Raw genomic sequence first — 20,572 nt, forward strand, 5'->3', positions numbered from 1 at the left:
TTTCCCTCCGATTTCTGCGAGTGCTTGTTTAGCTATTGCTGGATTTCTGTCACGTCTAAATTGCATACCATACTTAGACCGTTCAACTTCTTTCAGTGCTTCAACAGCTGTGGCAAGTTGCTCACGCTGTTTATCTACTTTATTGATAAGTAAGTCATAGACTTCTTTATTAATCGTGACAGTCTCCTCAGAGGTTACTAGAGTGGTAGCATTCTGTATATGAGCTAAAGCAATAGTTAAACCATGGCGTTTTCCTGAATTAAAAGCTCGCCCATTTTTATTAAGACTATAAACTAGTGTTCTATTTACATCTTTTATTTCTTCTTCAATTCGTTCTTTTGCTGTTTTTGTCATTTTGCCTCCTCGAATAGATCTAGCTGTGTCACGTTGTTTTTGATACGTTCTAAGGATTTATCATAATATTCTTTATCAATTTCAAAGCCTATGTAGTTCCTGTTCAAGTTTTGACAGGCTACTGCAGTACTACCGCTTCCAGAAAAAGGGTCTAGTACAACATTTCCTGGTTCAGAAACTAGATTTAACAAACGTTCCATCAACCTTACCGGCTTTTGAGTGGCATGTACAAATCTATAGTGTTCTTTTTTAACTCGCATGATAGAAGTCTCCATTTTACCCTCTTCAATTGATTTAATAACATCCACAGACCTATCATTTACTGTAGTTTTATAACCCGTAATACCATGTTTATTAGAGCCCTTATGCTTTATTGTTTTTTGATTTTCTAGATAATATTTTATTTCTTTAATTTTTTTACTATTATGCAAAGCAGATGCCAATGTATTAACATCATTGATAACAAGATCTAAATTAAAAAAATTTTTTTCGGTATAAGGTATTTTTATACGGTTTATAGTCCCAGTTTTTGTAAGAAGAGAAACTGTTTCGTGTACTCTGGAAAGTTTTAAAAGCGGCCCAGATGATGCTCTTTTATCCCAGATAACTTCCTCTTTAAATTCAAATCCAAGCTCATTTAGCTTCACATTCCAACGATAAAATGAGATCCCTCGTCCAAAAATCACAATAAAACCATCGTCTTTTAATATTCGATTCCATTGTTCAAAAACTGCATCCTCGTCCCATTCCCTATCTAATTTATGTTTTAAATATAGATAGGGTGGATCGGTAACAATTGCATCAACTGTTTTGTCGGGAATTCGTTTCATCCCCTCCAGACAGTTCTCATTGTAAATCTTGTTTAGTTCAATCAATGAATCTTATCTCCTTTCCGTATTCCAGAGCAATCTGATATTCTATAAAGCAGCCCTTACTACTTTTTAAACTTACCCTATCTCCGATAAAAGCCACTCCTGTACACTCATCCATTGGCTCAATTGCTCTTGATAACATTGCAATAGGCTTAGGATCGTGTACTTCGTTCTTGTCGTTAAATGCTGCATTATCTGGATTATAAGGAGAATGATATTCATCTCCTCTTTCTTCTACCCAGTCAATGCCACGCTGTAGCGCAGCTTGAATTTCTTTTTCTGTCTTACCATTCATTGGTGTTGACAAGTACCATTTTTTCATACTGTCCAATCCCTCCTAAAATTTCATCACGGCTCATGCTTGCGTATGGCTCTGGAATCTGTGGGTTGAGTGTGGCGCTTATTTTCTGGATTTCAACCTTAACTTTTTCTATTGCCCGTTCTCTCAAACATATATGAGAAGGTGTAGCAAGAGTGACCTTGCCTTTTTTTAGCGTGTCAATCTCGTCTTTCATACGCTCTATGTATTCGAAAAGAGTTTTTATCATTGGATTCATGCTTCTTCCTCCACAGGGACAAGCTCAATGAGTGGGTTAATCCATTCACACAACCACTTATCCTTTTCATCTCTCATTTCCCAATCTGGTGGAAGCTCCATAAACTCGTAGTAAGCTGCTTTTTTATAAAAAGCTCCGTCCTTGATTTTAGTAAGTTCTGATTTTGTATAAGCGTGCGCAACATAAAAGTGATTGAAAGCCCCGTTTTTATCAAGATACAAACGCATATCTGCGAAAGTCACACCAGTCGCTTGAAACTCCATTTTTAGTCTTACATAATATTTTTGCTCGCTCATTTTTCCACCCCAATCTGCTCAACTGCAACATACTCATTTTTATGCCCACATATTGAACAAAAATTAGATTTTACATCTTCGTATCTGCATACTGGACAAGGAGAAACTATCACTTTTGGAGTTTCGGCTGTGTAGCCGTTAACCTTTAATTTAAGCAGATGATTAATATTCATACCTAGATCCGCATACCCAGTTTGTTTTTTCGACCACTCAATAATTTCTACTGGAATAGAACCATTAATCGCATATAACGGCTTTCTATCTAACCAATCAGCAACAAACTGCGGAACTTCTGGAATCTCCGGCTGCTGCTTTTCGAGCTGGGATTTGGAATTCGTTATTTCATTTTCAATGCGCTCTTTTTCCGCAAGTTTCTGACGTACTCCAAGTTGAGCAGCCGTTAATATACTCACGTCCTTAAGTTCATCTTTAGTTAATTGGTTCAGGCGTTCGCTAATTTTTTCAATATAATGTTCTCTAGTCATCTTAAAAATTCCCCTCTGCTGTTTCTGTAATTTCAGCCTTTATGCACTGTTTGGCAATATGTTCTGCTTCTTCCTTAGTATTCACTGTATAATAGCTGTGCAAACCTAATGATGGCATGTAAGGTACTTTAACGACAAACTTCTTCATCCTGAGCCTCCTCTTCAGATAAAATGTGAACTGTATCGATCAAGCAATTCATGTAGCCTGTGTTGAATTCTTCATGATCACAATCATTCCAAGCCATAAAACCGCTTGTTAGCTTATGGATTAGTTCTAGCTTTGCCATTGCTGTTACTTCAAATTTCATGGTATCACTATTTATGTATTCTGCTTTGACGTTAATTCCCAATATTTTTCTCCAATTCTTTCACCCGTTTTCGAGCTTCATCACGCTGCCTTTTCACTTTTTCAAGCTGTATGCCAATAATGGCAGCGCCTGCTATAAAACTTCCAGTTGCTATGATTAGCAAACTAATTAATAATTCGAGTTTCTGTGGATTCATAAGTCTCCTCCGTATACATTCCCCTTGATTTAATCAAGATATTTGAGTTGTACTTCTCTGTGAAACATTTGCGAGAGTACATCTGAGGGATCAATACCTTCTTGGAGCGATATAGTATGTATCGCTTGCCACAAAAGCGTTAGATAGTCCTCTGTTTTTCCGTTCTTAAAGTCAAACTCTACTTCTTCATTTTCAGAAACTATTGTCATTTTTATTTCTTCGTTTTTGGTCAAATTTTCAACCTTTCTTATTTACCCCTATTTTCAATTTTAAGAGCCGTTAACTTGCTTTCGATAAACTTATTCATGAAACGGTTTAAACAGCTAATGTAACCGTAACTTTCACAAATTAGGGCTATTCTAGAACGATAACTACTTCTTTTAAGTTATGATCCAGAAAATCATAAAGTTGAAGCCAAGTCATTTGCTGACCCTTATTGAAAACCGTCCGAATATCTTTGTAATATTGGACTAGCTCTTGCTTATACTTCTTACGAGCATCAATATAGACAATCTTATGGCCGTATCCGTCATACTTTGCTTTCTTGGCCATATTGTAGAGCTTCATTAATGGTATAGGGTTAAAAGCCATCATCGCTTGCCTCCTCTATTTCTATATCTATTTGGTTTTTGTCTAGGTAGTATTTTTTTGCAATGAGTACTACTATCTGGCTATCATCTGTGTAATAACCTAACTTTGTCATGTAGTCTTGTAGATTTTTCATGAGATTATCCAAGTCTGGTCTTGTAGTTTTGAATTGCCACCACTTTTTCTTTTGCTTAATCGCATTCCAAAATGTCACAGTGAGCTGTAAGGGCACATCTTTATCATATGGTTTACTTGGAGCATTGCGCTTTAGTGCGTTAACTAGCTCCTTGTTTTCAGTACCTTTGCGGTTATAAAAAGATATTTTTCCCTTTCTGTATCCAATACCTTTTTGTTGTTGCGTAACTGGCATTTTTTGTAAGTTGAAAGAGAATTTCATTTTCCAAGTCTCGCAATCTGCTTACGAAACTCTTTGTGAAAATACTTAGTTTCTTTATTGTTTTCTCTTGCTTTCGCCATCTGTTTAGATTCTTCTCGAGTTACAATTTGTTGAACTATTTTTTCTTCCTTACTTACTCTTGACATTCTTCACCTCCTCAAGTGTCATTTCTCCTCTGTGATAAGAAATAGCCTTTTCTAAAGGACAGCCAATAATTACCGCTAGAAAGTGCATCGGGTTATTTGGTTTATTTTCTTTATCACACCAATCTAGGAAGCGATAGTATTGTTTATCCGTCACTACAAGTGGTTTAACGTAATCAATATGACTCTGCGCCATTGCTGCTGTATAAGCTGACTTAGGTATTGCCATTTTCTAAATCCTCCCAGAACTTTTTGCGATCTTCATCTGTCATATACTCTGTTTTTTGATCACATTGGGACCACGCTGGAGCTGGCTTCACAATTTTATTATTAGTTGTAAAGGCTTGTTGTCTAGGTGTTGTGTCATAATCATCTTCCCAACCTTTACCGTTAAACCATGTACTCCCATGCTTGATATAATCTTTTAAAGTACCTTTTGCACTTATTTCTGCTAAATAGTTTTCAATACCAGTTTGAATCTCTTTATCAGTTACACCAGATTTAACAGCCTTTTTATATGCTATAAATGCTTTTGGCTTTCCTTTTTTATTTGGATACATTTTCCAAAGTAAAGCAAATCTACTTTCTAAATCAGTTTCTTTATCGGACTTGTCCGATATATTATTAAATGATTTATTAATTGATTTATTAGATGATATATTATACTTACGATTTTTCGGTATACCCCCTAACGATTCTTCCATAGGGGTATACTGATTTTTCGGTATACCCCCTAATGATTTATCAATATAGGGGTGGATGTATCTTTTTTTTACTTCTCCATTTTCAATTTCATACTCTAACTTTATATATCCTTTTTTCTCAAGGCGCTTTAGATTGGCAGATACAGTACCTTTAGTTTTCCTATATCTATTTGCTAAGTATGCATTTGATGGGAAAATGCTTCCATATGAATTTGCCATTGTATAAATTTCACTAAAAAGAAGTTTTTCAAAATCGTTTAAATCCTCAGCTTCAATAATCGGAACTGGTATTTGATTAAAAAATTTTGTACTTTGTTCCATTAGCTGGACCACCTTAAATTTCCGACATAATTATTAGTTTTATTCCCATCTATGTGTTTTACATTTGGCAACCCTTCTGGATTATCAATAAAAGTTTGAGCCACAAGTTGATGCATAAAAGGCATTACTCGTTTGCCATTGTCTAACACAAAACTATATCTTGGACGTTGGTCTGAACTTGTGTTTAATTTCAAATTTCTACGGATATTATCTGTCAATACTTGACGAAGCTTTCCATAATTACTAATTTCATATTCTCCAACAATTTTTCCAACAATTCGTGGAGAGTTAATGTATTCTAATTTTTTCCATGTTTCTTGAGTCATATATTCCTCCATAAACAATAGGTTAGCGCTGGGTCTCCGTGAGTACATAGCGCCCGACTTACATGTCCTTCCCGCACAAAGCCTATTGTGTGATGCTGATCCATTTGATATTCAGATAAAACTATGGCTTTCTAACGTGTTTCAATGACAAAATACGATTTTCTATTATTTTCGTCTTATTTTCTGAACAAAGGATCTACGATGCTTTTAGTGTGGTTCCGAGCACATTATTTTATAATTCTAAATCAAGTACCTCGGGTTCTCCTTGAGGTTCTTGATAATTTTCAGAGGCTACTTGATCATTGATAATCTCATTTTCTTCGATTTGTTTAGAATCTTCCACAGCTTCTAAAACCAAATCATCTGTTACTGGAGTAGCATCTTTTGGTGTTGCTGATTCGTTATCTGCCACAATTGCTTGCTGCATTTCTGTCGATAATGGAGCGTAAGTACTAAGCATTGCTTTTAATACCGTTTTGGTTGCCATTGCATCAAAATCTGTTTGCCATGGGCTTGATGATCTATTGAATGATTTTGAAAATCGTTTGCCGTGGGCAGTAACTTTTTCTTTATCCCAGTAAATAATTTTTCTAAACCCATTCGCAAGCTCCATACTGGCGAAATAACCTGCAATTTCGACCCCTTGTGGCATTGAAAAATCAATCTCTAGTTCTTCAAACAAACTGTCATATTTAATAAATTGATTTTCATAGACTGGACCAGCATTCAGTTTTGTAACTTGACCACTTCTAATCGCAAGTTGTATAAGTCCTTTATATCCAATTTGAAACTGTGCTTCTCTTCCGTAAGGTATGACATAAGCAAAGCCCAAGCTCGGCTCAATTGGTAGGTCAAGTGTCGCAGCTTTCATTGCTGCTGTCATGACACTATTTGAATCTACATTTTTTAAATTTGTAGAACCCACTAAACTAAGAAGGCTTCCCACAAATCCGTTAGTTTTTTTGCCTAATACTTCTTCGAATTTTCTTTTTGCAGCATCACTTTTGAGTACTGTTTGTGTTGGTGTTAAATTAGCCATTTAGCAACTCCTTTATCTTATTGAGTACGTTTAATACTGATTTGCCCGAGTAATTTTTCTCAGGTTCAATCTTCATTTCGAGAGTTTCAATTCTCTCTATGATTTCTTCGATTTTTGATTCGCCTTTATTTGCAATGTTTGCATTTTGATTTTCTAGCGCTTTATTTTTTATACGCTCTTCTTCAAGTTGCTGTGATAAGGCTTGAGTGTCCCCCGTTTCACGTTTTTCCAATACCTGCTCACGTTGCTTCAGCTCTTTTTCCTTTTCAGCAAGCTGTCTTTCTTTTTCAAGCTTGTCTTTTCGAGCTGCTTCAAGTAATTCTTCTTGCTCCAAATCTGCCTGAGCTTGTAAAGCTGCATTAGTGATTTTATCTTTAATTGTTTTCTTTAAATCTCCTTGAGTTGTCAATGCATCAACACTTGAAAACCTTCCAGGAGTCAATACCCAACGTGTGCCTGTTAATTGATAGATATTATTTGTCTGATTGACAAATAATTCTATCGCTTCAAAAGATTCACGTCTGCGCCGATCATCAAATGCTGTATTGACCTCTCCAATTTTTTTAACAAGCCCTGCTAATTCACTTCGAACTTCCCAAACTTTAAAATTCTTAGTTCGGAATACATCAATCAACTCATTAATTTGCTTTTTCTCTGCCAAATCAATTTCATTAACTTTAGCATTCAGTTCTTTTTTCAATTCAATAAGAGCTGTTTTTGTCGCCTTATCTTGCACCATCTCTGGCACTTGTGCTTTGACTTTTTGTAAATAATCAAAGACATCATCATTTTGAAGAAGTCCATCTTCGAATTCTACTGGCATTCCCATTTTTTATTCCTCCGAATTTTGTTATAATCAGAGTAGAATCTCGCAAAAGTTTCTACCCGCTCCTAGTTGCCGCTAGGAGCTTTTTGATATCCCCAAGTTGTGATGCTTTCTCGAAGCATTTTTTCTTTACGCTGCTCAGCTTTCCAGGCCTCATAACGTTCTTCCATGCCAGATAGTGGACGGTCTTTATATTTTATGCCCACTGCCGTTTTTTGAATTTCTACTGCTCGGCCATTGATAATTGTTATTGATTTCATTTTTCCTCCATAAAGTTAGATAAATTCTTTTTAATTAGCTCGCTTCTTGGTCTCGATCGATACCAGCTAAGATAATTCTGCCTATCTCTATTGCTATCTCTCCAGTCAATGGATTGTTTCTGCACCACTCTGGCCAATCTTCTTCACTGATTCTTGTTCCATCAGCTAAGATATTTGTAACCTTGTACTTTTTAGGCGGTCTCCTTTGTTTTCCCATCTTCATTCCTTTCTATGCACTATTGCATGCAAACGTTCTGCGATAATATTTAAAGGCCAAACATTCGCGCATTTTCCTGCAAAAAATTCGTATATGATCTCGCCAGTCTCTATGACGACAATTTGATATGTGATTGTTTGCATGATATAATATCCTTATCTAAATTTATCTAGCTCACTGTGCTCGCAGTGGGCTTTTTTCATCTATTGCACTTATTAGGCACTTTTGATAAAATTAAGGTATCCTACTAATGGAGGTACTGTCTTATGACAAAACTTTTGAAGGTAACTGTACTTAGATAGAGCCCTACCCTCCAAGATGAGGGAAGTGAGTATTAATTCATCCTAGGGTCGACACTAAGGATGGCTGCTCTAATATAATGCAGTGCTGGTTGCAAGCCAGTAAAGATTATTTTACTTGCCGTGAACAAGTATCTAAGTTTAAATAAGTTGCAAAGTACATAAAACTGTCACGAGTTTTGTGTGCTTTTTTATTTAAAAATCTCATTCATATCAAACTCAGGGAAATTATCCTTTAGTGCTTTCAGGAATTTAAATCCCGGATTACGATTACTAAGCTCAATCTTTACATAATGTGATTTTGTAAAACCGAGAATTTCTGCCATCTTACTCTGAGTAAGATTTTTTTGTTTGCGCAAGGCTTTTAATTCGTTCATGTTGTTTCTTTCTAACTTGCTTTATCAAAACCACTTTTCGTGGACTTTTTGTTTAAAAAAATATCATCAATCCGTTTGTTGAATTTGTTGGCAACAAGAAACATCTCTGTTCCCCACCAATCATTTTCTCCAAGTTCTTTTTTACGATAAGTTTCTGGTGTGACACCAATAACCTTTGCCATCTCTTTACGAGAAATATTTTTCTCGATACGAAGAGCGATTAATTCTTTCTCTACTGCCATAATGGTTCCTTTCTGTATATGTATTTTTGTCTTCTCCTTGATATAATAACTACGAGCAGATATTTGCGGTATTTGCTTAGTATTATAGAAAGGAGGATGTTACTTTGAATTTATTTAATGAAAATGATGATACTAGAAAATCTTGCGAAGAGAAAGTATTTAATTATCTTCGAGCTGACTTTCTTCGTAACAACTTTGGCTCTCCAGAAGAGGTACAAAAAAATTCTGAGAGTTCTAAACAACTTTTAAAGGTTGAAGATAAGCGTTTGAGAACTCTTGTATCTGGTTTAAGTGATCAAGAGTTATTAGAACACTTGAAACGTGCTGATACGCATATCCCAAGTTAAGAGTAACTTCAAAATCTTTTTTAGGTATGGTAGCTACAAATAAATTTTTTAGCTGCCTTTTCTTTTGCCGTTCTCTTGAATACTTTGGAATATAAGATTTTCTTTTCGCCATACAGATTCCTTTCCGCCCCAGCGGGGGCTTTTTATTTGTCAAACAGCTACTTACGCTGAGTTGAATACAACGTGTAACTACAGTTGCAACATCGCTCCTTCGTCGTACTAGGTGTTGCTATGTTTGTTCGCTTGTTTAACTTTATGATTTAATTATAATCCACTTTTCGTGGATTGTCAAGAAAAAATCGTGTTTATCAAGAAAAAGTTTGCAAAACGTGGTTTTTTCTTTTATAATGTTTTTATGGAAATTGAACAAATTAATAGGTATGTAGGTTCTAAAATTAAAGAGTACCGAAAGTATTTCGGACTGAGCCAGGAAGAATTAGCTAACAAAATAGGGGTGGGAAAAACAACCATATCCAATTATGAAGTAGGACTTCGTTCTCCAAAAAAACCTCAAATGATAAAACTTTCAGAAGTATTTGGTATTAGTATCGATGATTTTTTTCCTGCAGTTGATTCGTCTAAAATGAATGTTTCACCGATTTTATCTGAAATAAATCGTATCAGTTCTGAGCTTGATGAAAGTCGTCAAGAAGTAGTTCTTAATACAGCTAAAGAGCAACGTAATGAACAAGAAACAGAAAGAAAAGCGAATGAACCTATTCCATTACATATGGATGATGAAGCTATTTACGGACATATTGATCGTGCTGCAGCTTGGCAAGGCGAAGACCTAACTGATGAAGATCGTGATGCTATTATGATTGCATTAAAAAAACACCTAGAGGAAAAAGCGAAAGAAGAATCAGAAAAAGGTGAATAATGAAATCTGTTCAAGAAATACTTCAAGAAACTGGTTGTACAATAATATGGAATCACAGTAATGCTAAGGGGTTGTATATTAAAGAATTGAACTGTATCTATCTTAGTCTTGATTATGAGGAATTAGAAACTAAATCATTTCTCTATCATGAGTGTGGACATCTTCTTTCTGAAGATACAAAAGCCCAATTAAAATCTGTAGAGCTAAAACAAGAAAGAAAAGCAAATGATTTTATGATAGGAGCTTGCATTGATGAAGTAGCTCCAGATTATGAAGATTGTCCTTACTTATTGACAGCTTGCGAAATAATTTCTCGCTTCAACCTACCAGAAAAACTATTTGATGATATTACTGTAGCGATAAAAAATTATTTAGTAAAACATAATTGGGTTAGCTAAGTAAAATTTTACAGCTTGGATAACTTTACCGAGAGTATTGATAATATTGAATTTGATTAAATAAACATACGTGCGCTAATCACGATAAAGGGGCAAGGAGGATATTATATGAGTGAATTAAAATATACTGCAAGAGGATCTAATGGACAAGTTGAAGCTTATGATGATAAGATTGTCATTAAAAGAAAAGGGTTCTTTGGAATCGCAGCTCAAGGTATCAAAGGTGATAGAACAATATATTATACCGATTTAAAAGGAATAGAATATAAAAAACCAACTATGCTAGCAAATGGATATATCCAATTTATTACCAATATTGAATTAGCTAACGATTCTAATGTTACAATTATCGGTACTAGTAGTGTGGAAGCCCTGAAAGATCCTAACACAGTGATATTAAGAGCTTTTAAAAAAAATAATGTAATTCAATATGAAAAACTCCATGACTTTGTTATGGATAAATTTAATGAAAGCAAAGAAAGTTCTGCAAATACACCTATATTTAGTAATGCTGATGAGTTGAAAAAATTTAAAGACCTTCTTGATTTAGGAGTAATAACTCAAGAAGAATTTGCTTTACAAAAGAAAAAAATATTAGAATAAACAAAAAATCCGCTCCTAACTTTGGACGGCTAGAGCGGATTTAAATAAGTAAGTACAGAAACAACACCTATTATGCGAAGTTTTCTTGTACTCTATTATACCAAATAGAGAGGTAGAAAAACAATGAAAAAATGTGCCATCTATGTTCGAGTCTCAACTCTCAATCAAGCTGAGGAAGGTTATTCAATTTCTGAACAAACCGACAAATTAAGGGCTTATTGTGTGGCAAAGGGCTGGACCGTTGCTGAAATATACACCGATGCAGGATTCACTGGTTCAAATATTGACAGACCCGGAATGCAGCAGCTTATAAATGATATATCAGTACAAAAATTTGACACCGTACTTATTTACAAATTAGATCGACTATCTCGGAGCGTTCGTGACACTCTTTACCTTGCAAAGGATGTGTTCGCAAAAAATAATATTGACTTCGTATCATTAAGTGAAAACATAGATACATCTTCTGCAATGGGTGGGTTGTTCCTAACAATATTGTCAGCAATATCTGAATTTGAGCGTGAAACGATCAAAGAAAGAATGCAACTCGGAAAATTAGGCCGTGCAAAGTCTGGAAAATCTATGATGTGGTCTAGAACAGCTTTCGGATATTTGCATAATACTGATACTGGGGTTCTTGAAATTGAGCCATTGCAAGCGGAGGTTGTAAAACAAATCTTCCAAGAATATCTAAATGGCATGTCCATAACTAAACTACGAGATAAATTAAATTCAGAAGGGCACACTGGAAAAGATAAGCCTTGGTCATATCGGGCACTAAGAGCGACACTTGCTAATCCTGTTTATACTGGCAAAGTTAAATATAATAATCAAATATTTGACGGACTACACAAAGCGATAATAAGCCCTGAATTATTCCAAGCTGTACAATCTGAGTTAGAAATTAGACAAAAGGAAGCCTATCAGAAAAATAATAATCCGCGACCATTTCAATCAAAATATATTTTATCTGGAATTGCAAAATGCGGCTATTGTAAAACACCACTCCAAGTAATACTGGGATCTGTTCGTAAAGATGGATCTAGAGATATTAAATATCAATGCAAAAATAGATTTCCTCGGAAAACTAAAGGGGTAACCATATATAATGACAATAAAAAATGTGATTCCGGCTTTTATTATATGAGTGATATTGAAGCGGAGGTTATTGACCAGATTTCTCTTCTACAGTTAAATAACGGTGCTTTAGAAAATCTAATATCTATAAACTCTGAACCGGTTATTGATACAACTGAGTTCGAAAAACAACTGATAAATATCGATAACAAAATAAAAAGATTATCCGACCTATACATTAACGATATGATTTCTCTTGATGAAATGAAGCAGAGAAGTAAGAACTTAAAAAAAGACAGGGATGCTCTAAAAGCAAAAATAACATCATCTAATAAAACCAGCACCACTGATCGACTTAAAGCCGCAAGAAAGTTAATTGGGAATAAGCCTATTGAAAGCTTAAGCTATGAGCAACAGAAGAATATCATCAATCGCATAATTAGTCGCGTATATGTGACAGCTGAGACTGTTGATATTACATGGAGCCTATAAATAAAATACTTAAATAAACTCTTTATTTTTTTGTAAATAGAGAGTTTTACTATCCTTCATTTCAATCAAAGTAAAAGCTTTGAGTCTCTTTTTTTTCATTCATTCCTCCATGTTCTTTCAAATCAAGTTTCCCATATTGCTATATATAGGAAGTAGCATTGCCGCATAAATTAAAATAATCAACAGCGCCACGAGCAAGAAAACGATAGGCTGGATAAGTTGCATTGCTCTTTCAATCCTTTCAAAAAAGAGCGACCAGCTTTCTTCAGAAAAAATCATCAACTCTTTCCCTAGCTTGGACTTTAGTTCACCATATTCCACAATTAATGAGAGCTCCTTGGTAAATATGGGGTAAAATCGAAGAGCATCTTCAAACTTCTGACCACTATCTAATATTTGAAGAAGCTCAAAACCGAATTCTTTGAAAATTCGACTTTTTTGCTCTTGCATAATAAAACAAATCTGACGTAAATCGACAGCTTGAGCAATTAAGTTTCCCCATTCTCTTGCAAAATAAGCTGTCAAATAAAGCTGGACAAAACGGCCAACAAAAGGTATTTTGACCATTAGCCTCAGCGCTTCTAAAGCAGTTTTTTTCTTCCAATAGTATCTGGACAGATAAAAGAAAACGAACAAACTGAAGAGCCACCCTAAAAAGAGGGTCGGAAGATTCTGTATGGCATAAGTTGCTAATCCTTTGTTTTCTTCCAGTTGGGGCAGTAAATAATTTTTCAATCCAAGCATAATAAAGATTAGAAATGCCAGAAGAACAATCGGATAAGTGGCAACTTGGACAAGCTTTTTGCGGATGTTCAAAACACGTATCAGTTTTTCTTCAATCAATCCTAAAGTATACTCAACATTCCCATGTGACTCAGCCAAAGAGAGCTGAGTCACAACATCCTCATAAAAATTTAGCTTCGCCAAAATACCAGAGAAACTTTGCCCATTAAGTAAACCTTCACGCATTTTGGAAATAAAGTATGCTTCCGTAAGACCCGATCGTTCAAGGAAATCAATGATTTCAGAGAGGTGAAAGCCACTTTTGAAAAGATTATTCATGAGTTGAATGAGCTTAATCTGCTTTGCTAAACTCAATTTTTTCGCGCGCAGCTGCAACAGCTGAGATAAATCCATCTGCAACCAACTGATCAATCTGGTCATTCCATTCGTCTGGTTTCCATTCTTCAAACTTTTCCTTTTCACAAACAAGCAATCCCTTTCCTGCAATTAATCGTTGATAAATCACCCGCTGAAGACTGGATTGTAGCTCCCAATCACTTAATCCAAGTTCTTTTAAGCGTGCAATTACACCTGATATTGAGCGTGCATGAACAGTAGAGAATACTGTATACCCAGTCAAACTTGCACGAAGAATAGCTTTTGCCGTTTGACTATCCCTAATTTCACCAACAATAAGTAAATCAGGTCTGTGTCGCAGCGAAAGCTTAATCAAGGAATCATAATCATTCCCTATTACTTTATTGACTTGAAGTTGTAAAAATTCAGTTTCTACTAACTCCACAGGATCTTCTATACAAATAACTTGTTGATTTTTAAAATGCTCCCTTGCAAATTTGTACATAAGACTGGTCTTACCTGAACCTACAGGACCTGAAAAAAGGTAAAGGCCTCTTCCCCCAATAATAGTATTAAAGATCTCTGAATTCCAAAAATGAAGTTGGTTTTGTTGATGATGCAATAGTCGGATAACCAAGCTTTCTTGACCATGAAAATCACCGACAGTAGATAAACGTAAGCGCTGCTCACCTTTATCTAAGATATAAGTGCAAGCCCCCAACTGTACTCGTCTACTTTCTCCTAGATTCATACCAGATAAAAATTTCATATGAGCAATCAGTGCTTGCCCTTGCTCAAGGGAGAGTTCTCCTTCAAACCTCCTTTCTGTTGCTGTACGAAAATAGAGAGAATACTTTCCTTCTAATGCTACTAAATAAAGATCGTGCACCATCTGATCTACTGCTTTTTGTAAAAGGTTTTTTGCCAAAACCTGTATCATGATTGACCTCCTTAGCTAAGCTTACTTATTAACACGATAAAGTTAGCAAGTTATCACAATTTTTTTGAAAAAATGAGCAGATAATTTATAATAAGCTTTGTTGCTTACTTGATACCCTTTCTCAATGCATAACAGAGGCAAGAGTAATAAAAAAACCTGCCCAAAGGCAGGTTCAAAATTTTCAATTAGAATTTTTTACGTTTACGTGCAGCTTCTGATTTACGTTTAGCTTTTACAGAAGGTTTTTCGTAGTGTTCACGTTTGCGGAGCTCTTGAAGAGTTCCAGCTTTTGTTACTGAACGTTTGAAACGGCGGAGAGCGTCGTCAAGCGATTCATTTTTACGAACGATAGTTTTTGACATTGATTTCACCCCATTTCATTTTCGTATTTACTCTTAAAGAGCACTCCTAACATTCTATCAAAAGGCTGTATATTTGTCAACTAGATGTATAAAATAAAAAAAGCAGATTGTCTCTGCCTTTTCGCTTATTGTACGGAGTAGTTTGGAGCTTCTTTTGTAATTTGAACATCGTGTGGGTGAGATTCTTTCAAACCAGCACCTGACATTTCGATAAATTGTGCTGACTCATGTAAAGCAAGGATATCAGCTGCTCCAGTGTAGCCCATACCTGACTTCAAGCCACCAACCATTTGGAAAACGATATCGGTCGCTGTACCTTTATAAGCAACACGACCTTCGATACCTTCAGGAACCAATTTATTTGCTTCATTGACAGAGCCTTGGAAGTAACGGTCGCTTGAACCTTTCTTCATTGCTGCAAGTGAACCCATACCACGGTATGTTTTAAATTTACGCCCTTGGAAGATTTCGAATTCACCTGGTGATTCGTCTGTACCGGCAAGCATTGAGCCAAGCATTACTGCATCTCCTCCTGCTGCCAAAGCTTTAACGATATCGCCAGAGTATTTGATTCCTCCATCGGCGATGATTGTTTTACCGTATTCACGCGCAACTGCTGCCGCATCATAAATAGCTGTGATTTGTGGCACGCCTACACCTGCGACAACACGTGTAGTACAGATTGAACCTGGACCAATTCCGACTTTAACAACATCAACACCAGCTTCAAAGAGTGCGCGTGCACCTTCACCAGTGGCAATATTCCCTGCAATCAATGTACGTTCTGGGAAATGTTCACGAATTTCTTTGATTTTACGTAATACACCTGCCGAATGACCATGTGCTGTATCAATGACAATAGCATCGGCACCAGCTGCAAAGAGAGCTTCAGCACGATCAAAAGTATCAGAGGTTACACCAACAGCCGCAGCTACTAAAAGACGACCTTGACTATCTTTTGCGGCGTTAGGGAATTCAATCACACGTTCAATGTCTTTGATTGTAATCAAACCTGCAAGCTTACCGCTCTCGTCAACCAATGGCAATTTTTCAATCTTGTGTTTTTGAAGTGCTTCTTCAGCTTCACGCAATGAAGTTCCCACAGGTGCTGTAATCAAGTTTTCAGAAGTCATTACATTCTTGATTTCTTGATTGTAGTTTGAAACAAAACGAAGGTCACGGTTAGTCAAGATACCCACAAGCTTGCGATTTTCCAAAGTTTCAACAATTGGCACACCCGAAATACGGTAAGTCGCCATCAAGTTTTCCGCTTCTTCAATCTTATGCTCAGGTGTCAAGAAGAATGGATCAGTAATAACACCAGATTCTGAGCGTTTTACTTTGTGCACTTCTTCAGCCTGTTCAGCAATACTCATATTTTTGTGGATAACACCAAGTCCACCTTGACGTGCCATTGAAATAGCCATTTTACTATCTGTTACAGTATCCATTGCAGCAGATATCATCGGAATATTCAATGTCAAGTTCTTCGCTAGTTTGGTACTCATATCTACCTCGTTTGGCAGTACATGTGATTCCGCTGGAATCAATAACACATCATCAAAAGTGTAACCCTTCTTCAAAAACTTTGTTTCCCAATTTGACATTAAATCTATCCTCCAAATATATATTTTTACTATTCTATCACTATCTTTTAGGGATTTCAATGATTTTTCACCATATTTGTCAATATTTTTTCGCAAAAGGCTTTAATTGAGTTAAGGTTTTTGTTAAAATAAAAGATGTGTAAATAAAGAAATAATAATGAGGAAATAATGATCAATTTAAGAAAAGCAGCCGTATTTACCGGTTTATGTTTCATCACGCTTGCTGCTCATGCAGCACAAGCAGATACTGCTGAAGTACCTGTGGACAATCACCCAATGGGGTATTACGCTGAAGTACAAACCGAAGAAAATCCAATGACCGCTCCTATTGATGCTCAAGGAAACTTAGCGCCTATCGATGAAGAAGGACAGACAGTAAAGGAAGAAATCCAAGAAGATACTGAGACTCCAAAAGTTTCCAGCAGGGTTCGTCGCGCTATTGCTGACGATGCGGAGACAGCCCAAGCCAGTTTAAGAAATGCCCCCTCTGACCTGGTATCCAATGATACAAGTCTACCACGAAAAGATGCTGTCGACATTGCTTCGTGGCAAGATTGGATGACACAAAGTGATTTCAATCAACTTAAAGCACAAGGTGTTAAGACAGTGATTGTTAAACTGACGGAGAGCACAACCTACATTAACCCAGCAGCTAAAGCCCAAATTCAAATGGCTAAAAATGCCGGACTGACGGTTGCTGTTTACCACTTTTCACATTTCTCAGAATCAGGAAAAACGGCTCAAGCGACTGTTAACAATACTGCACGAGCAGAAGCTAATTTCTTTGCAAATGTTGCTAAACAGTACGGTCTTTCAACAAGTACTGTCATGATTAACGATGCCGAATATGTTCCAAAAGATAGCGTGGGAACCATGCCTTACTGGGACTGGACGGTTGCCTCACAAAACTTTGCGGATCAACTTAAAAAGCAAGGATTTGTAAGTACACGTCACTATGCTTCAAAAGCTTGGGCAGTGGATGGAGTTGGACAAATGGAACCAAGTAAGTTGGGGGCAAAAAACATGTGGATTGCTCAGTATCTGTATGGAAAACCAAGTGCTTCTAATCTTCAAAACACTCAGTTTGGTTCATGGCAGTATACAAGTCAAATGTACTTTACAAACTTCAGCAGACGTAGCCCATTGGATGTAAGCATTGACTATGCAAATATTTTCAGTGGAGATTTACCAAGAATCTCAGTGAAGTTTGTTAATCTCCCCGTGAAAAATCCAAATCCTTCGCCATTTAAGGATATCTCTCAATCTATTTATAAAAACTATATCAACTGGAATTATAAGGTAGGAATCACCACTGGTTACACACCAACTACTTATAATCCTAATGCAAATGTTACTCGTGGTGAGATGGCCGTATTTCTTCACCGTTTAGCTGGATCGCCAGCTTATACCCCGCCATTCAATGTTTACACTGACGTTAACCAATACAAAAATCAAATTCTTTGGTTAACTGCCGCAAACATTTCAAATGGTACTGCGCCACACTATACTCCAAATGGAACTGTGACACGTGGACAAATGGCTGCTTTCTTACATCGTACTGCAAAAGCCATGGGTAAAGCTCCTGCCTCCGGAACATATACTTCGTCATTTAAAGATATCAACAATAATATGTTCAAAAACGATATCAACTGGTTAAAAACAAAGGGCATCACAACAGGTTATACACCAACTACTTTCCGACCTGATGCAAGTATCAGTCGTGGTGAGATGGCCGCATTCCTTAATCGTTTTTACGACACATTAAAATAAGAACAAAACTCTGTGTGAATCACGCGGAGTTTTGTTGTAAATAATGTATTAATATAAAAAATTAACTTACAATATTTCTTTAGGAAATATTTTTTTCATCCCCTCTTGTATTTTTCTAAGTACATCTTTAATAATTGTAATTTAACTTCTTGATCTTTATTTATTGATAAAATTATAGTCTGACCAAAAGCAGATTATAACTCTAAATTACTATAAACTAGAGGAACTAATTTTCCACATCTTTTCTTCGCTTTCTGGTGAGTAGGCTTACCACGTATAGCTTATTTCTGTGGAAGGATTGGTACTTGCCCAGTTTTTTTGATAAATCCCAGTAAATTGGTTTTAAATTTATTCTCTCTAAAAAACATAAAAAGACACCCTTATTAAAAGTAGTATCTTTCACATAAATCATTATTGTTGCTAAAATCTCCAAATAAGGACTAACCCTATCAAGACAATCACAAATATTATTAATACAATCGGAAAAATGATGCTTTTTTTTACATTTATTTTTAAACTATCTGTATTAGATGTAACTGATAAAATGTTAAATTCATTAGTACCAGCTATATAACCAGGAATTTGGCCATTTAAGCCAACAGCTTGACTCTGAGCAAAACCTATCGAATCTGAATTTCTACTTATCTGAGTGCTATCTTTATCATTATGAACAGTAAAATAATGAGGTTGGTCTATTTTATTATATCCACTTGGCGCCTTAACTTGCATAAGGAAGTATTGATTACCTTGTCCTAAGCCCCTTATTCCTAAAAGAGATTGATTTTTTGATTGAATAGCTTGGAAATCTCTATTCCAGTTTTGGGGATTGACAGCCATTGGTATTCCTTCGCTCTCGCCGAAGTTATAAATATTCCCACCACTCATTACAGTATAATCATCAGTGTTAAGTTGTGTTAAATCTTTTTGTTTAACTTCTTTCCAGCCAGAGTGAGACGAAATATAATATTTATTATCTTGCTTCTTACCTAATACATATTGAGCATCTTTCACAAGTTTATTTTCTTCACCATCAATCAGAACAAAGTTTATTCCCGCAGAGCTTAAGGGTGCCGCTAATGCAGTTGCTGCAGTAGTTCCTTCTCCTACTTGAGCAGTAACTTGAAAATTTGAAGGTTGTTTAACATTTGAACCATCTTGCATATTAAAACTATGCAAATTTAACTGAGCAGTTAGTGGTACGGTAGTGAATAAAAAATTCACTTCTTCCGTTACAATTGGGGATACCGAAAGCTCACCTGTGACGACAATATCTTCATCACTTTGTGGTAAAGTATAATAATTTTCATTAGAAAATGTACTCTTTAATTTCTCAGATGTTACGGAAAATATTTGGGGTTTGAGTAACTCATAATTATCACTTGTCACAGCTAATCCTTGATAATAATTTTCAGGAATTATTGTCGGTAATACAGATTTTTTTTCTAGTGGAACTGAGGAACTCTCAATAATTACATTAGATGGAGTTAAGATACTAAGTACTTGCTCCCCATCCTTAAGTAAATCTTTTGATACCGTTATCTTATAAGCAATTTTTTGATTATTCTCTAAAACGTAAGTTCCTACTTTACTCTTGGAATTATCAGACACTCCTACAAATTCAAAAGATACTCCACTATTGGTTCCATCCAAATCAACAGATATATTCTGATTATTCTCAGTTAAGTCTACTAGATTAATAATCGTACTGTTACTAATAACTGCAAGCATCCCCTTTTCAATTTTTGCAGAACCCTGACCATTCTCATCAGTGAGAAAAGATTTGATATCACTCATGGATTCATGAGGGTTTCCATTAAGGAATTGAAAAATTTCAAAATTAGACTGGAATAATATCTGTATTATTTTTTTAGCTTCTGCGGAATCATGAGTTATCCCTTGCCCTAATTTTAATCCACTCCCCAACTCTATAAATTGTTGATTATCAGACAGAGCTGCATTCCAAAGAACTGTCTTTTCTAGCTCATCAGGAATAGTCCCCTTCATTATATTTTCATAAGCCGTTTGAACATTTTCATATACAATATTCGAGGAAGCTGCTGGTCCGCCCTCCTGAGTTGCTGAGATGTTAAAAGTAACTTTCTCTTTATCTATAGCTAGAACATTTCCAGAAGAAATATAAAAACAAGATACTATTGTTACCAAGATTGAGAATATCTTAATATACTTTTTATATTTATAAATTGTCATC

Annotated in this window: 33 protein-coding genes; 6 read left to right on the forward strand and 27 right to left on the reverse strand. The window is 35.8% G+C overall.

The genetic code is table 11. The features are described 5' to 3' along the window. From LACDD01_RS12055 to LACDD01_RS07055, 22 genes are all read right to left on the reverse strand, one after another. Positions 1–354: hypothetical protein (locus LACDD01_RS12055; protein WP_061413933.1), on the reverse strand; the 354-nt coding region annotated here is incomplete at its 3' end. Continuing rightward, positions 351–1,229, reverse strand: a complete 879-nt coding sequence (locus LACDD01_RS06970; RefSeq protein ID WP_231863396.1) for a DNA-methyltransferase — start codon at positions 1,227–1,229, stop codon at positions 351–353. The genes LACDD01_RS12055 and LACDD01_RS06970, both read right to left, overlap by 4 nt. After that, positions 1,222–1,548, reverse strand: coding sequence for a hypothetical protein (locus tag LACDD01_RS06975; RefSeq protein ID WP_061413935.1), 327 nt, complete (start codon positions 1,546–1,548; stop codon positions 1,222–1,224). The genes LACDD01_RS06970 and LACDD01_RS06975 overlap by 8 nt, the downstream gene beginning before the upstream one ends. Further along, a complete protein-coding gene (locus LACDD01_RS06980; RefSeq protein ID WP_061413937.1) occupies positions 1,511–1,783 on the reverse strand; it encodes a hypothetical protein in 273 nt (90 codons plus the stop codon). The genes LACDD01_RS06975 and LACDD01_RS06980 overlap by 38 nt, the downstream gene beginning before the upstream one ends. Continuing rightward, complete coding sequence (locus tag LACDD01_RS06985; RefSeq protein WP_061413939.1) at positions 1,780–2,079, reverse strand: hypothetical protein; 300 nt, start codon at positions 2,077–2,079, stop codon at positions 1,780–1,782. Before LACDD01_RS06985 ends, LACDD01_RS06980 begins: the two co-directional genes overlap by 4 nt. Next, the gene (locus LACDD01_RS06990; RefSeq protein ID WP_061413940.1) at positions 2,076–2,564 is read right to left on the reverse strand and encodes a hypothetical protein; all 489 of its coding nucleotides are present in this window, start codon (positions 2,562–2,564) and stop codon (positions 2,076–2,078) included. The genes LACDD01_RS06985 and LACDD01_RS06990 overlap by 4 nt, the downstream gene beginning before the upstream one ends. A 1-nt stretch (position 2,565) precedes the next feature. After that, positions 2,566–2,712 carry a hypothetical protein gene (locus LACDD01_RS11860; protein ID WP_156468499.1) on the reverse strand — a complete coding sequence of 49 codons (147 nt, stop codon included), beginning with the start codon at positions 2,710–2,712 and terminating at the stop codon, positions 2,566–2,568. Then, positions 2,693–2,914 (reverse strand): hypothetical protein, encoded by a 222-nt coding sequence (locus tag LACDD01_RS06995; protein WP_061413943.1) that lies wholly within the window; start codon positions 2,912–2,914, stop codon positions 2,693–2,695. The genes LACDD01_RS11860 and LACDD01_RS06995 overlap by 20 nt, the downstream gene beginning before the upstream one ends. After that, positions 2,904–3,068, reverse strand: a complete 165-nt coding sequence (locus tag LACDD01_RS12060) for a hypothetical protein (RefSeq protein WP_197458036.1) — start codon at positions 3,066–3,068, stop codon at positions 2,904–2,906. The genes LACDD01_RS06995 and LACDD01_RS12060 overlap by 11 nt, the downstream gene beginning before the upstream one ends. A gap of 29 nt (positions 3,069–3,097) precedes the next feature. Beyond that, entirely contained in the window at positions 3,098–3,301 is a 204-nt protein-coding gene (locus tag LACDD01_RS07000) for a hypothetical protein (RefSeq protein WP_197458037.1), read from the reverse strand. 121 nt (positions 3,302–3,422) lie between these two features. Further along, the gene (locus LACDD01_RS07005) at positions 3,423–3,662 is read right to left on the reverse strand and encodes a DUF1031 family protein (protein ID WP_061413951.1); all 240 of its coding nucleotides are present in this window, start codon (positions 3,660–3,662) and stop codon (positions 3,423–3,425) included. After that, a complete protein-coding gene (locus tag LACDD01_RS07010; protein WP_061413953.1) occupies positions 3,649–4,053 on the reverse strand; it encodes a RusA family crossover junction endodeoxyribonuclease in 405 nt (134 codons plus the stop codon). The genes LACDD01_RS07005 and LACDD01_RS07010 overlap by 14 nt, the downstream gene beginning before the upstream one ends. Further along, positions 4,050–4,199, reverse strand: coding sequence for a hypothetical protein (locus LACDD01_RS12065; protein WP_165706181.1), 150 nt, complete (start codon positions 4,197–4,199; stop codon positions 4,050–4,052). The genes LACDD01_RS07010 and LACDD01_RS12065 overlap by 4 nt, the downstream gene beginning before the upstream one ends. Further along, positions 4,183–4,425, reverse strand: a complete 243-nt coding sequence (locus LACDD01_RS07015; RefSeq protein WP_061413954.1) for a hypothetical protein — start codon at positions 4,423–4,425, stop codon at positions 4,183–4,185. The genes LACDD01_RS12065 and LACDD01_RS07015 overlap by 17 nt, the downstream gene beginning before the upstream one ends. Continuing rightward, complete coding sequence (locus tag LACDD01_RS07020; RefSeq protein ID WP_061413957.1) at positions 4,412–5,221, reverse strand: helix-turn-helix domain-containing protein; 810 nt, start codon at positions 5,219–5,221, stop codon at positions 4,412–4,414. The genes LACDD01_RS07015 and LACDD01_RS07020 overlap by 14 nt, the downstream gene beginning before the upstream one ends. After that, positions 5,221–5,547 carry an HNH endonuclease gene (locus LACDD01_RS07025; RefSeq protein ID WP_016170911.1) on the reverse strand — a complete coding sequence of 109 codons (327 nt, stop codon included), beginning with the start codon at positions 5,545–5,547 and terminating at the stop codon, positions 5,221–5,223. The genes LACDD01_RS07020 and LACDD01_RS07025 overlap by 1 nt, the downstream gene beginning before the upstream one ends. 232 nt (positions 5,548–5,779) lie before the next feature. Beyond that, positions 5,780–6,586: a recombinase RecT gene (locus LACDD01_RS07030; RefSeq protein WP_061413958.1), complete on the reverse strand. Its 807-nt coding sequence runs from the start codon at positions 6,584–6,586 to the stop codon at positions 5,780–5,782. Beyond that, entirely contained in the window at positions 6,579–7,415 is an 837-nt protein-coding gene (locus LACDD01_RS07035) for a hypothetical protein (protein ID WP_061413960.1), read from the reverse strand. Before LACDD01_RS07035 ends, LACDD01_RS07030 begins: the two co-directional genes overlap by 8 nt. A gap of 62 nt (positions 7,416–7,477) precedes the next feature. Then, positions 7,478–7,672 carry a hypothetical protein gene (locus LACDD01_RS07040; RefSeq protein ID WP_061413963.1) on the reverse strand — a complete coding sequence of 65 codons (195 nt, stop codon included), beginning with the start codon at positions 7,670–7,672 and terminating at the stop codon, positions 7,478–7,480. Positions 7,673–7,706: 34 nt separating this feature from the next. Then, complete coding sequence (locus tag LACDD01_RS07045) at positions 7,707–7,889, reverse strand: hypothetical protein (RefSeq protein ID WP_061413965.1); 183 nt, start codon at positions 7,887–7,889, stop codon at positions 7,707–7,709. A 490-nt stretch (positions 7,890–8,379) separates the two neighbouring features. Continuing rightward, entirely contained in the window at positions 8,380–8,565 is a 186-nt protein-coding gene (locus LACDD01_RS07050; RefSeq protein WP_061413967.1) for a helix-turn-helix domain-containing protein, read from the reverse strand. 11 nt (positions 8,566–8,576) lie between these two features. Next, positions 8,577–8,807 (reverse strand): helix-turn-helix transcriptional regulator, encoded by a 231-nt coding sequence (locus tag LACDD01_RS07055; protein WP_061413969.1) that lies wholly within the window; start codon positions 8,805–8,807, stop codon positions 8,577–8,579. Between the two features lie 104 nt (positions 8,808–8,911). Between LACDD01_RS07055 and LACDD01_RS07060 the strand changes: the two genes are divergently transcribed. The 5 genes from LACDD01_RS07060 (at position 8,912) to LACDD01_RS07080 (ending at position 12,604) form a co-directional block, all read left to right on the forward strand. Continuing rightward, positions 8,912–9,154 (forward strand): hypothetical protein, encoded by a 243-nt coding sequence (locus LACDD01_RS07060; RefSeq protein ID WP_061413971.1) that lies wholly within the window; start codon positions 8,912–8,914, stop codon positions 9,152–9,154. Positions 9,155–9,509: 355 nt separating this feature from the next. Then, positions 9,510–10,034: a helix-turn-helix transcriptional regulator gene (locus tag LACDD01_RS07065; protein WP_061414173.1), complete on the forward strand. Its 525-nt coding sequence runs from the start codon at positions 9,510–9,512 to the stop codon at positions 10,032–10,034. Then, positions 10,034–10,432: a hypothetical protein gene (locus tag LACDD01_RS07070; protein ID WP_061413973.1), complete on the forward strand. Its 399-nt coding sequence runs from the start codon at positions 10,034–10,036 to the stop codon at positions 10,430–10,432. Before LACDD01_RS07065 ends, LACDD01_RS07070 begins: the two co-directional genes overlap by 1 nt. A 108-nt stretch (positions 10,433–10,540) precedes the next feature. Further along, on the forward strand, positions 10,541–11,035 hold the full coding sequence (locus tag LACDD01_RS12355) for a DUF4429 domain-containing protein (protein ID WP_061413974.1): 495 nt from the start codon (positions 10,541–10,543) through the stop codon (positions 11,033–11,035). A gap of 123 nt (positions 11,036–11,158) precedes the next feature. Continuing rightward, entirely contained in the window at positions 11,159–12,604 is a 1,446-nt protein-coding gene (locus LACDD01_RS07080) for a recombinase family protein (protein ID WP_061413976.1), read from the forward strand. Positions 12,605–12,721: 117 nt separating this feature from the next. On the opposite strand, the gene comGB is transcribed toward LACDD01_RS07080, so the two are convergent. The 4 genes from comGB to guaB all read right to left on the reverse strand — a co-directional run bounded on the left by comGB (position 12,722) and on the right by guaB (position 16,593). Then, positions 12,722–13,741, reverse strand: a complete 1,020-nt coding sequence (comGB, locus tag LACDD01_RS07085; protein WP_255357183.1) for a competence type IV pilus assembly protein ComGB — start codon at positions 13,739–13,741, stop codon at positions 12,722–12,724. Beyond that, the gene (gene comGA / locus LACDD01_RS07090; protein ID WP_061413981.1) at positions 13,680–14,624 is read right to left on the reverse strand and encodes a competence type IV pilus ATPase ComGA; all 945 of its coding nucleotides are present in this window, start codon (positions 14,622–14,624) and stop codon (positions 13,680–13,682) included. Before comGA ends, comGB begins: the two co-directional genes overlap by 62 nt. A 185-nt stretch (positions 14,625–14,809) precedes the next feature. Then, positions 14,810–14,986, reverse strand: a complete 177-nt coding sequence (rpsU, locus tag LACDD01_RS07095; protein ID WP_003134539.1) for a 30S ribosomal protein S21 — start codon at positions 14,984–14,986, stop codon at positions 14,810–14,812. A 125-nt stretch (positions 14,987–15,111) separates the two neighbouring features. Further along, positions 15,112–16,593, reverse strand: a complete 1,482-nt coding sequence (gene guaB / locus LACDD01_RS07100; protein WP_003133714.1) for an IMP dehydrogenase — start codon at positions 16,591–16,593, stop codon at positions 15,112–15,114. A gap of 168 nt (positions 16,594–16,761) precedes the next feature. Here guaB and LACDD01_RS07105 point away from each other — a divergent pair, with 168 nt between their 5' ends. Beyond that, positions 16,762–18,363, forward strand: a complete 1,602-nt coding sequence (locus LACDD01_RS07105; protein ID WP_061413983.1) for a GH25 family lysozyme — start codon at positions 16,762–16,764, stop codon at positions 18,361–18,363. Positions 18,364–18,783: 420 nt separating this feature from the next. Here LACDD01_RS07105 and LACDD01_RS07110 read toward each other — a convergent pair whose 3' ends face one another. Next, complete coding sequence (locus LACDD01_RS07110; protein ID WP_061413986.1) at positions 18,784–20,571, reverse strand: hypothetical protein; 1,788 nt, start codon at positions 20,569–20,571, stop codon at positions 18,784–18,786. Between the last annotated feature and the right edge of the window lies 1 nt (position 20,572).

The organism is Lactococcus sp. DD01, from assembly GCF_001578715.1.
Classification (GTDB): Bacteria; Bacillota; Bacilli; order Lactobacillales; family Streptococcaceae; genus Lactococcus; species Lactococcus petauri.